This is a genomic window from Dactylosporangium sp. NPDC048998 (genome assembly GCF_043197855.1).
Lineage (GTDB): Bacteria > Actinomycetota > Actinomycetes > Mycobacteriales > Micromonosporaceae > Dactylosporangium.
Map to the genome: position 1 here is coordinate 71,251 of NZ_JBICTV010000011.1, position 11,625 is coordinate 82,875.

Annotated in this window: 8 protein-coding genes; 1 reads left to right on the forward strand and 7 read right to left on the reverse strand. The window is 74.1% G+C overall.

What is annotated here, in order from left to right:
• Window positions 1-40: 40 nt before the first annotated feature.
• From ACGFI8_RS25065 to ACGFI8_RS25085, 5 genes are read right to left on the reverse strand one after another with little or no spacing between them, the layout of a single operon-like run.
• Window positions 41-3,385, reverse strand: coding sequence for an amino acid adenylation domain-containing protein (locus ACGFI8_RS25065; protein ID WP_392808425.1), 3,345 nt, complete (start codon window positions 3,383-3,385; stop codon window positions 41-43).
• Window positions 3,382-3,567, reverse strand: coding sequence for an MbtH family protein (locus ACGFI8_RS25070; RefSeq protein WP_392808427.1), 186 nt, complete (start codon window positions 3,565-3,567; stop codon window positions 3,382-3,384). Before ACGFI8_RS25070 ends, ACGFI8_RS25065 begins: the two co-directional genes overlap by 4 nt.
• Window positions 3,564-5,636: an amino acid adenylation domain-containing protein gene (locus ACGFI8_RS25075; protein WP_392808429.1), complete on the reverse strand. Its 2,073-nt coding sequence runs from the start codon at window positions 5,634-5,636 to the stop codon at window positions 3,564-3,566. Before ACGFI8_RS25075 ends, ACGFI8_RS25070 begins: the two co-directional genes overlap by 4 nt.
• Window positions 5,633-6,382: a thioesterase II family protein gene (locus tag ACGFI8_RS25080; protein WP_392808431.1), complete on the reverse strand. Its 750-nt coding sequence runs from the start codon at window positions 6,380-6,382 to the stop codon at window positions 5,633-5,635. Before ACGFI8_RS25080 ends, ACGFI8_RS25075 begins: the two co-directional genes overlap by 4 nt.
• Window positions 6,379-7,377: a phosphopantetheine-binding protein gene (locus ACGFI8_RS25085; RefSeq protein WP_392808432.1), complete on the reverse strand. Its 999-nt coding sequence runs from the start codon at window positions 7,375-7,377 to the stop codon at window positions 6,379-6,381. Before ACGFI8_RS25085 ends, ACGFI8_RS25080 begins: the two co-directional genes overlap by 4 nt.
• A gap of 331 nt (window positions 7,378-7,708) precedes the next feature.
• On the opposite strand from ACGFI8_RS25085, the gene ACGFI8_RS25090 reads away from it, so the two are divergent.
• Window positions 7,709-8,731, forward strand: a complete 1,023-nt coding sequence (locus ACGFI8_RS25090; protein WP_392808434.1) for a TauD/TfdA family dioxygenase — start codon at window positions 7,709-7,711, stop codon at window positions 8,729-8,731.
• A 16-nt stretch (window positions 8,732-8,747) separates the two neighbouring features.
• On the opposite strand, the gene ACGFI8_RS25095 is transcribed toward ACGFI8_RS25090, so the two are convergent.
• Together ACGFI8_RS25095 and ACGFI8_RS25100 are read right to left on the reverse strand one after the other, a co-directional pair.
• Entirely contained in the window at window positions 8,748-9,641 is an 894-nt protein-coding gene (locus tag ACGFI8_RS25095) for a ParB/RepB/Spo0J family partition protein (RefSeq protein WP_392808436.1), read from the reverse strand.
• 429 nt (window positions 9,642-10,070) lie between these two features.
• Complete coding sequence (locus ACGFI8_RS25100; RefSeq protein WP_392808438.1) at window positions 10,071-11,327, reverse strand: MFS transporter; 1,257 nt, start codon at window positions 11,325-11,327, stop codon at window positions 10,071-10,073.
• Between the last annotated feature and the right edge of the window lie 298 nt (window positions 11,328-11,625).

The following is an 11,625-nucleotide window of genomic DNA, read 5'->3' on the forward strand; positions in this document are numbered from 1 at the left end:
GCCGCAGGAGGGGCCGGGATGCGGCCCCTCCTGCGGCTCGTTACACACTCTCCGTCGTGGGCTCGAATCGCTCGGCCCCGGCCGCGCCGAACTGTTCGATCGCGCGCACGAGCCCGGCCGCGGTGGGCTCGTCGAAGAACACCCACATCGGCACCTCGACGCCGAACGTGGTCTGCACGTTCCACAGCAGGCGCGCCACGAGCAGCGACGTCCCGCCCCGCTGCATCGCGTCGTCCTCGAGCCCGATGTCCTCGTTGCCCCACAGCTCCCGGATGAAGCCGAGGACCGTCTCCTCCCCCGGGGCGAGCGCCGCGGCGGGCGGCTCCAGACCGGGGGTACCGACGGCAAGCTCCGGCTCGGCGGCGAAGCGGGCCGCCAGCGCCGGCACGGCCGCGGCGAGGCCGCTCGCGGCCGGCTCCGGATAGATGTCGCGGGCGTACTCCAGCGCGCCGCCGAGCCGCCCGTCCGGGTACGGCCACAGCGTGAGCACGAAGTCGGTGCGCGCCGTCGACCAGACCGGCCCCAGCAGCTCCACGTCGCGCTCACGCAGCCGCTGCCCGACCTGCCCGTCGCCCACCATCGTGAACATCGTCTGGAACAGCGGCGTGCGGGACAGGTCCCGCGCGGCGCCAACCGCCTCCGCGACCTCCTCGAACGGCAGCGCGTGCCGCGCGAAGCCCTCCCGGGCCACCGCCGCGACCCGGGCGACCGCCTCGGCGAACGACATGTCCGGGTGCAGGCCGGCGCGGATCACCACGACATTGACGAACGGCCCGACGACGTCGTGCAGCTCGGGGCGGGACCGTCCGGCATGCGGGCAGCCGACCCCGAAGTCCCACTGATCGGCGGCGCGGGCCAGCGCCAGCGTCCAGACCGTCAGCCAGGTGACGTACGAGCTGGCTCCGACCGCCCGGCCCGCCGCGAGCAGCGCCGTGACCGCCTCGGCGGGAACGTCGAACGCCACCGTCGCGCCGCCCGGCCGCCACTGCGGGCCACGGGCCCCGGCGCTCGGCAGCGCGAGCGGCGGCAGGTCGGCGAGCGCCTCGCGCCAGTACGCCCGCTGCTCGTCGCGCGTCTCGGCGCCGAGCTGCGCCCGCAGCCAGGCGGCCACGTCCGCGTAGCGCAACGAGGGCGCCGGGAGGTCCGGCCGCCGGCCCCGGCGGTTGGCCTCGATGATCTCGCAGAGCTCCCGGTCGATGATGGCGGACGACCAGCCGTCGCCCACGATGTGGTGGTAGACGACCAGGAGCAGCCGCTCGTCGCCGTCGGTGAGCAGCACCGCCCGCAGCAACGGCGCGGTGTCCAGACGGAAGCCCACCGCCAGTTCGGCTCCGAGCGCCGCGCCGGCGTCCGCGGCGGCGCCGATGTCGCGCACCGGCACCCGGACCACGGGCTCGACGATCGAGCACAGGCCCTCGGCGTCCATGACGAAGCGCGAGCGCAGGATGTCGTGCCGCGCGGTGAGCCGGGCCAGGGCGTCCTCGACCTCCGCCACGGTGGCGTCGGCGGGCAGTCTGACCACAACCGGGATCAGGTACTCGGGGCTCGCCGGGTTCATCCGGTCCAACACCCAGAAGCGCTCCTGGGCGTGCGACAGCGGCAGCCGGGCGTCCTCCGGCAGCCGGTCTATCGGCACGACCGTCGCCGCGTCCTGCAGCAGGCGCGCCTGCTCGCGGACGGTCGCGGCGTAGTGCAGGTCACGGAAGGGCACCTGCAGTCCGGACGCCTCCGCCAGCCGGGCCGACAAGCGGGCCAGCAGGAGCGAATGCCCGCCGAGGCGGAAGAAGTCGTCGTCGGGTTCGACGTCGTCGACGCCGAGCAGGTCCTGCCAGACCGTCGCGACGATGCGCTCCTGCGCGGTGCGGGCCGGGGCGCGGTCGACGGCTCGCGCCCGGCTCCAGTCCGGCTCGGGAAGCCGGGTGCGGTCGATCTTGCCGCTGCTCGTCCGGGGCAGCGACGCGACGGGGGTCACCGCCGTGGGCACCATTGTGGACGGCAGCCGCTCCCGCAGGTACGGGACGAGCTCGGCGGCGGCGCCGGCCCGGGTCAGCACCACCCAGGCCGCGAGCCGCCGCACGCCGTGCGGATCGTCGGCGGCCCGGACCGCCGCCGCAGTGACCGCGGGGTGAGTCTCCAGCGCGGCCTCGACCTCGCCCGGCTCGACCCGGACACCATTGATCTTGACCTGCTGATCGGCCCGGCCGACGAACACCAACGCCCCGTCGGGCCGGACGCGGACGAGGTCGCCGGTGCGGTACATGCGAGCACCGGGCGGGCCGTCCGGGTCCGGAACGAACCGGGCAGCGGTCTGCGCCGGGTCGCCGTGGTACCCGCGGCCGACGTTGATGCCCGCCGCGCACAGCTCGTGCAGCCCGTCGCCGGCCGGCTCGAGCACGACCCGCACGTTGTCGATCGGGTGGCCGATGGGCACGGGACCCTCGCGCTGCGCGGGCTCGAACCGGGCCGCGAGCACGTCGATCGCGCACTCGGTGGGCCCGTAGGTGTTCCAGATCGCCACGTCGACCCGCTCGCGGACCCGGTGGCACAGCTCGGCGCGCAGCGGTTCGCCGGCCGAGGAGATGGCGCGCAGTGTCGTGCAGGCGGCCAGGTCCGGCTCGGCGGCGAGCAGCCGCAGCATGCTCGGCACCACCTGCAGGACGGTGGCCCGCCGCTCGCGGACCGAGGCGATCAGCTCGCCCGGGTCCCGGCCGGCGCCCGGTCGGCCCACCGTCACGGGCGCGCCGCAGACCAGCGGGGCGAAGATCTCCCAGCCGGCGGCGTCGAAGGTGAGCGGCGTCTTCTGCAGCACCCGGTCGTGCGGCGCCAGGTCCAGGGCGCGGACCGCCCAGGCCACCCGGTTCGCGATGGCCTGATGCTCGATCACCACGCCCTTCGGCGCGCCGGTCGAACCCGACGTGAAGATCATGTATGCGGCCTGGCGCGGGTGGGTGGCCACCGTGAGGGCCGGCCGGTCGGCCGGGGCCTGCAGCGCGGCGGGCCGGCACAGGGCGACGGCGTCGCCCAGGCCCAGGGCCTCGGGCGACCATTCGGGGTCGGCGACCACCACTCGGGCGTCCGCGAGGGCGCACACCTGCCGGATGCGGGCGGCCGGGGCCATGGGATCCAGCGGCAGGTAGCAGCCGCCGGCCAGCCAGACTCCGAGCAGCGTGGCGACCAGGTCCGGCCCCGGGGCGACGAGCACCGCCACGATCGACTCCCGGCCGACGCCGTACCCGCGCAGCGCACCGGCCACGCGGGTGGCCGACCGGACCAGCTCGGCGTAAGTGACGCTGCCCCGGTCGGAGATCACGGCGGGCGCCTCCGGGCACTGCTGGGCGCGCGCGATGACCAGCTCCGGCAGCAGGTCCGGCCGTGTCGTGCTCATCGGCCGGCCCTGCGCAGGCTGAGCGGGCGCAGGTCGGCCCACACATCGCCGATGTACGTCAGGCAGTCCTCCCGGGTGCCGGTGACCCCATCGGCCCGCCAGCCGGCCGGGGGCTCGCGGTCGGCCGGCCACACCGAGTACTGCTCCTCGTCGTTGCGCACGACCTGATACGTCTCGTTCACGGGTTACCGCCTTGCGGGTCGGTCAACAGGCTCTCCAACCGGCGATTGTCGATCTTGCCGTTCGCCGTCAGCGGCACATCCGCAACGGCGCGGATGTCCGTCGGGATCATGTACTCGGGCAACTCCTCGGCCAGCGCCGCCCGCAGCGCCCTGGCGTCCAGGACGCGCTGCGCAACGAGCACCACGAACGCGGCAAGGCGCGCCGGGCGCGCCGGCCGCTCGTGGACGATGACGACCGCGTCGGCCACATCGGGGTGCCGGCGCACCGCCGCCGCGACCTCACCCAGCTCCACCCGGTGCCCCCGGATCTTGCGCTGGCCGTCGATCCGCCCCAGGAACTCGAGCGCACCGGCCTGCCAGCGGCCCCGGTCGCCGGTGCGGTACATCCGCGCGCCCGGCGGGCCCCAGGGGTCCGGCACGAACCGATCCGCGGTGAGCGCCGGCGCGCCCAGGTAGCCGGCGGCCACGCCCGTGCCGCCGACGTAGACCTCCCCCGGCACACCGGCGGGTACCGGCTCCGACCGGGCGTTCAGCACGTACATCGTGGTGTTCGCAATGGGGTCGCCGAGCGGAATCAACCCCGTCCACTGGGAGTGGTCCACGGTCTGGCCCGAGTTGCCCACGGTGATCTCCGTCGGGCCGTACTCCGTAGCCACCGGCGTGCCGCCCGGGCCGGCCAGCGCCGCCCAGCGGGCGGCGAGCTCGACCGGGAACGCGTCGCCGGCCGCGATGACCAGCCCGGCCAGGACGTGCGCCTCGGCCGGCTCCAGGTCCAGGGCGAGGAGGTTCAGATGGCCGGGCGTCATCTTGACGAAGCTGTACGGGGCGCCCGACGCGAGCAGCCGCCCCAGGTCGGCCACGTCCAGCGGGTCGGGCAGCAGGTCGACCGCCTGCCCGACGAGCAGCGGCCCGAACAGGCTCGGCACGCCGAGATCGAAGGAGATCGAGGTGAAGTACGGCGAGCCGCCGGCGCCGCGGGCCAGGTACGCCTCCGCCGCCCACAGCAGGTAGTTGACCAGGCCGCGGTGCTGGACCATGACGGCCTTCGGCTTTCCGGTGGAGCCCGATGTGTACATCAGGTAGGCCAGCGCGTCCGGGTCGCTCCGCCCGGGGAGGGGCCCGGCCGACCGCTCCGCGATCAGCTCGCGCTCCTTGTCCATCAGGCAGAAGGTGCGCGACCCCGCATCCGTCAGCGCGGCGAGCTGGTCGGTGGTGGTCACGATCACCCCGCAGCCGGCGCTGTCGATCATCTCGCGCCGCCGAGCCGGGGGCAGGTCCACGTCCAGGGGGAGGTAGGCCGCGCCGGCGAGCCACGTGCCCAGCAGTACCGGCAGCAGATCCGCGGTGCGCCGCAGCGAGACGCCGACCGGCGCGTCCGGGTCCGTGCGCAGCTCCCCCAGGTGCCGGGCGAACTGTCGCGCGCGGTGGCTGAGCTCCCGGTAGGTCAGTGTGCCGCCGTCCACCCGCACCGCCGTCGTGTCCGGGGTACGCGCGGCCTGCGCCTCCCACAGGTCCACGAACGTCGTCGCGCCGCGGTCGACGACCGGACCGGTCCCCCAGCGTCGCAGCGCCGACCACTCGTCCGGCGGCACCGCGACCACCGCCGGTCCGTCGCCGGTCGCGTCGGCGAGGGCCGCGCGGTACATCTCGGCGAGCAGCTCCAGCCGGTCTCCCGCGAGCGCACCGTGGTACGCCCGCAGCGTCAGGCCTCCCGCGTGCAGCTCGACCACGAGCGCGTATCCCGTTGCGGCCGCGTCCGTGAACAGCACCTGTCCGGGCGCCGGCTCGCCCACCGGTTCGCCGGCGGCGTCCAGCACGGACCGGGCGCGCGCCACCGACTCCGGCCATCGCCCCCGGCGGCCGGGCTCGGCTCGCACGTCCCGGGCGCGGCCGTCGACGCGGATGGTGGTGCGGATCTCCGCGTCGTCGGTGAGCGCGCTCAGCACCGCGAGGTGCACCGCCAACGCGACCGCCCGGTCGGGGACGGCGTGCACGACGGCGGCCTCGCGCGGGCCCGGGAACGCGTCGTCGCGCCACGCGCGGGGCAGCGAGAACGGTGGTGTGGTCATGTCCGGCGCTCCAACAGATCGCGCAGGACGGCGGCGACCGGCCCGGCCGCCTCGGCCAGGATGTAGTGGCCGCCGTCCAGCAGGTGCAGGACGAAGTCGGTGGTGGTCGCGGCGGACCAGGCGCTCAGCGCGGCGACCGGGACGAACCGGTCCCGGCGGCCGCCGATGGCGACGATGGGGACGTCCAGCGGCGGTCCGTCCGAGTACACCAGGTTCTCCACCAGCCGGTAGTCCGCTCGCAGGATGCGCGCGAACATGTCCATCAGGTCCGGGTCGTCGAGCACCCCCTTGGCCATGCCGCCGTAGCCGATGACCCGGTCGATCAGCTCCCGCTGCGGCAGCAGGTGCAGCGGGTCGTCGATCCGGCGCAGGGACGGCCCGTCGGTGGACGTCACCACCAGCGTCCGCGGCGGCGTGCCCGCCGCGGACAGGCGACGGGCCAGCTCGTAGGCGATGACGCTGCCCGAGCAGTGGCCGAACAGCACGTACGGCACGTCGAGCAACGGGGCCACCGCTGGCTGTAGCGCCGCGAGCATCTCCTGCCAGTCCTCCAGCAGCGGCTCCGCGAGCCGGTTCTCCCGGCCGGGCAGGCGTACCGCGCACAGCTCCACCCCGTCGGGCATGCGGCCGAGCCAGGAGTTGAAGGCCGCCCCGCCGGCGCCGACGTGCGGAACGCAGATGAGGCGAAGCCGCGGAGCGTCCACCGCCGCGGGCCGGGCCAGCCAGCGTGTCGAGACGGCGCTCATGCCGCGAGCCGCTTGCGGATCTCGGCGGCGGCCAGCGGGTCGCGCAGCAGCGCGTCGGGCGCCGCGATGCCGTGCTCGACCCAGTGCACGCCGAGGTTCGCCAGCGCGCCGGCCCACCGGTCGAGGGCGGCCGACCGCACGCGGTCCTGAACACAGACGGCCGGCGTAGCGTCGGCGGCGGGCCGGTGCTCGCCCAGCGCGGTGGTCAGACGGGCCCAGGTCACATGCCGCTCGGGCAGCCGTTGCGGGGCCACGTCGACGTACCAGCCGGCCGCGGACGCCCGGGCGTGGATCTCATCGACCGTCTCGGCGCCGGTGAGCGCGAACCGCCGCGCCAGCATGGCCTCGCGCCGCCGCAGGGACTCGCGCACTCCGCCGGGCTCCCCCGGTCCGGGTACGTCCACCAGCACCAGCAGTTCCACCCCGTCCAGCTGCCGGGCCATCTCGGCGGCGATCACCGCGCCCAGGCCGAAGCCCGCCACGCGATACGGGCCGGTCGGCCGGTCGGCGCGCACGACGCGGGCCAATTGATCGGCCACCGCGCCGATCGGGTCGGCGGCCGGCGCCGGCGGCAACGGGAGGCGGCGCACCGGCCCGGGGTTGTCCCAGCCGGCGACCGCGTCCCGCTCGGCGCCCGCGTGGCTGTCGGAGTGCACGACGTACAGCGCCGGGCCGGCGCCGGTCGTCGGCGGCAGCACCGCCTCGTCCGGACCGGTCGTGTCCGCGTGCAGCGCGGGAATCTCCACCGGCGGGGCGCCCTCGGCACCGATGGTGAGCGCCTCGGCCAGGCGGGCCGGCGTCGAGTGACGCAGGGCCTGCGAACTGCGCAGCGGCAGTCCGCGCGACCGCGCCGCGACCACGATGTCGGCGACGGTCAGCGAGTCCCCGCCGAGGTCGTAGAAGTCGTCGTCCGGCCCGACCTCGCGGCGGAAGTAGTCGCGCCACAGGTCGCGGACGGTGTCCTCGACCGCACGGCAGGTCGGCGGACCAACCATTGTGGACAGTCGATTCGGTCCGGTCATAGCACCTCGCAACCAACGCAACGGCCACCTGTGCGGCCCGCCGGTCGCACCGCCAGCGACGGCTGGGCGATCGGATCCGGCGCGGGCCCGAAGGGAAGCCTCGGCGACCGGCCCGCGACGAACAAGGCATGCCGACCGGCAATTGGCCGGCCCGACTTGCCGGTCCGTACAGGTGTGCTCTTGCCGCCGGCATGCCTGGAGCGGCGTGGTCCGTCCGCACAGAATTCGGTACGGCAGACGGAAACCCTTCGCGTGCGGAGCCCTGTCCGCACCGGCCCGTGATGCCCAGGAGAGGAGCGGTGCCGTGACTGCCGCCTTGACGTCGACGACGAGCGGAGAGAACGACCCCGACATCCGGCAACGCCGGGATGGCGGGGCCGCCCAGAGCCTTGAACTCACCGCGGACGAGCGGGACACGATGTCCACGCTCGCCGTGCATCTCACCCAGGCCGCCCGGTCGCTGGTCGACGACGACGCCTGGCTGGCCGAGGCCCGCCGCACGAGCTGCCACATGCCGTCCCGTCTGCGCGAGGCGCTTCGCGGCTACCGGTACGACTCCGGGACCGACGGGACCCTCGCCGTGACGAACCTGCCCATCCCGCTGACGCTGCCCCCGACGCCGAACGTCCGCGACTCGGTCGAGCGGGCCGCCACGGTGCCCGCCGCGCTGGCCATGCTGGTCGGGTTGCAGCTCGGTGAGGTCATCGCGTATCGCGACGAGAAGCACGGGGCGCTGCTGCAGAACGTCGTGCCCGTGCCCGCGCTGGCCAACTCCCAGAGCAACGGCGGATCCGTACCGCTGGAGTTCCACACCGAGAATGCGTTCCACCCCAACCGGCCGGACTTCGTGGCGCTGCTGTGCCTCCGCGGGGCGCAGGAGTCGTCGGTGGGCACGCTGATCGCCCCCGTCCGGCGGGCGCTGGCGTTGCTCGACCCGTCCGACCTCGCGGTACTGCAGCAGAACCGCTACGCGACGGACTCCCCGCCGTCGTTCCACACGGCCGAGCGCACCGCGCCGCACCCGCTGCTCAACGGCGCCCCCGACGACCCGGACATCCTCGTCGACTTCAACGCCACGCACGCGCTGGACGACGAAGCCGCCGCGGCCATGCACCGGCTACGCGACGTCCTCCTGGCCGTGCGCACGGAGCTCGTACTCCCACCCGGCGGCATGGTGTTCCTCGACAACCGCATGGTGGTGCACGGCCGCGGCGCGTTCGCTCCCCGCTACGACGGCTCCGACCGCTGGCTGCATCGGATCTTCGTCCACCTGGACAGCCGCCGCACCCGCCCGGCCCGCGACGCCCACAGCATGGTCCTGCGTTGAGAGCGGACCGCCGGGGTCACGCCGCCTCGGCGCGGGCCCGGCGGTCCGCCAGCTCCGCCAGGCGCTTCCAGCGCGCCGAGTACTGCTGCGCTATCCGGGCGATCGCCGGAAGGGAGTGCGGCGGAAGCGCGGCGACGCCATGGTCGGTGATCTGCGAAAGCGCGTGCACGTGGAGCGTGCGCAGCAGCGCCTTGCCGATCTCGGAGTAACGCAGCGAAGGGTCGCGGCTCAGGCTGCCCAGTTCCAGGCCCAGGTCCACATCCTCGACGGACGGCGGCTCCAGCACGGACCGGGCTGCGCCGGCCGGCCGCTGGGTCGGCCTCGCCGGGTCCTGGCCCTGCCGGATGCGATCACGGACGTCCCGGGCCGTCGCCCGCGAGACGCCGGCCGCAGCGGCGATCTGGCGCACCGAGGCCTCGGGATGCAGGGCGAGCAGCTCGCCGGCCGCCTTCCGGCCGCGGGCCCCGTCGACCGGGCGGGCCCGGCCGTCCTGACCGACCCGGACAGAGCTCTGCTCCGTGAGCCCGTGATGGCGCCGCAGCTTGCCGACAGTCTTGTCCGACAGGCCCACCGCGCGCGCGACCCGGCGGTCCGACCAGTCCGGGTTCATCTTGATCACCTGCGCCGCCGCGGTCCGGCGGTCGGCCAGGCTCAGCGGCAGCCCGTGCGCGATGTTGGCGGCAATGGCGCGCAGAAATGCCGCGTCGTCGTCATCGTCCACCAGGGTCGCCGCGATGTGACTGCGGCCGAGCAGGATTGCGGCGCGAATCCTGTGCATGCCGTCGATCACTCGCATCGTGCTGCGCTGCACCACCACCGGCGGCAGCTCGAGCGCGGACTCGGCGAGCAGGCGCGCGTGGTTCTCGTCGACGCCTTCGGACCGCGGCGAGACCGCGCCGCGCAGCACCACGATCGGAATATCGCGGACCTCGCACCCAGCGGTATCGCCTGTTGAGCGGACAACATCACGCACGCTGCGTCCTTCCCCCGTGTCGACCGGCGGCCGTGGCCGGCTGGGCGCTCCAGGTCACGGTGCGGGCCGCCAACGCCCAAGCATCATTACGTCAAGTAAATGCAATGTACCGTCTGGATTTTGCTACACGCAAGACACATCCTGACCACTCGGGGTAATCATTCTGCCATGATCCATTCGGAAACTCACGACATTCACGTCGAGCGAAGGGCATGCGGTGTCGATCCGGGACCGGCTTCAAGGCCCGGACTGCGGGTGACATCAGGTGATGACGGCCAAGATTGATTGGCCATCGTCGATGCGATGCGCAATGCGGCGCCGCGGGTGCGGCGCCGCAATGACCCTCGGCCGGTGGATCCGGGCCGATCAGCCCTCCAGGGGCGGCACGGTGCGCACCGCGCGGCTCGCGGTCGCGGCCACGGCGACCAGCAGCATGCCGGCGCTGAGCACCAGCACCCCGGCAACCGGGCCGAAGCCCTGCAGGAGCAGGCCGGCGACGAGCGAGCCAACCGGCATCGCGCCCGCCGAGACGGTCATGGCCGCGCTGGTGACCCGGCCGCGGAGCTCGTCCGGGATGAGGGTGAGCGCGTAGGTCCCGATGACGACGTTCCACATCGGACCGATGAACGCGGCCGCCGCGCCGATCGCACCGAGCAACAGCGGATGGTGCGCGACCGCAAGCAGCGGCAGCAGGACGGCCCAAACCCAGTTGACCCCGATGACGACTGTCTTCGGCGCGAACATCCGGTGCAGCCGGCCCGCGACCAGGGCGCCGAGCAGGCCGCCGGCGCCGTAGATGCCGAACATCAGCCCGATCATGGCCGGATCGGCGCCCTGCTTCGTGGCCAGCACGACGAGGATCAGCAGGATCGCCTGGAAGATCAGATTGCTCGCGGCGATGAGGAGAACCGCCGTGCGGGCGAACGCGTGCCGGTACAGGAAGGTCAGGCCCGTCACGGTGTCCCGCCACATCGAGGCGGGCGCGGCGGACCGGACGGGCCGCAGCTCGTTGCGCACCGTCAGCACACTCACCGTCGCGACAATGTAGGAGACGGCATCGGCAAGGAACGGCACGGCACGGCCGAGACCGAAGAGCAGGCCACCCAGGGGCGGTCCCGCCAGCGCGGCCCCACGCCCTTTCGCCTCGTTCTGCGCCAGCGCGGCGGGCAGCAGCACGGACGGCACGATCTGCGGCAGGGCGGCGTGCTCGGCCACTCCGTAGACCACGGCGCAGGAGCCGTCGACGAACGCGGCCACCGCCAGGTGGGGCACGGTGACCGCGCCGCTGAGCACGACCACGACCACGCTGCTCAGGGCGACCGCGGCGACGATCTGGCTACCGATCATGAGGCGGCGGCGCGGCCACCGGTCGGCCAGTGTGCCGGCCGGGAGATTCAACAGCAGGAAGGGCAGCGATCCGGCGGCCGCCACCAGGCCGGCCGCCGCCGGCGAACCGACCACCGCGAGCACGAGCAGGGGCAGCGCCGTGGCACTGATGCGGGAGCCGAGCGTCGAGACGATCTGGCCGCCCCACAGCACGACGAAGTCTCGATTCCGCCACAGCGACGGCGGCTTCTCCACGTCAACCGGGCTCGCCTGCCCCGACTCCACACTATCGACCACAGTGAATCTCCGGCTGCGACATGCGGCGAGGCTAGCCCCTGCGCCGCGTTCTGCTCAATATGGATCGCCTCGGTCTTGCCGGTCGACTCCGGGCTTTCCGCAGTTGGCCCGACGGCGGGCGCAGGCGCCCGCAGCGCGGACGCGACGGGCCGACCGGCAAGTTCGAAGCGGGAACTTGCCTGTCCGCTGCCTGGCCTGGCCGGGCCGGAAGACCGAGGCTCGTCGGCGGGGCCGAACGCGCCGACACGGGTCGGGTCACGGCTCGCCCGCCCAGCCTCGAGCGCCCCCGACGGGCGGC

What these genes read in the sequence shown, in the direction of transcription:
- ACGFI8_RS25065 (WP_392808425.1), bottom strand. Translation starts at nt 3,385, where the DNA reads ATGAGCACGACACGGCCGGACCTGCTGCCGGAGCTGGTCATCGCGCGC.
- ACGFI8_RS25075 (WP_392808429.1), bottom strand. Translation starts at nt 5,636, where the DNA reads ATGACCACACCACCGTTCTCGCTGCCCCGCGCGTGGCGCGACGACGCG.
- ACGFI8_RS25080 (WP_392808431.1), bottom strand. Translation starts at nt 6,382, where the DNA reads ATGAGCGCCGTCTCGACACGCTGGCTGGCCCGGCCCGCGGCGGTGGAC.
- ACGFI8_RS25085 (WP_392808432.1), bottom strand. Translation starts at nt 7,377, where the DNA reads ATGGTTGGTCCGCCGACCTGCCGTGCGGTCGAGGACACCGTCCGCGAC.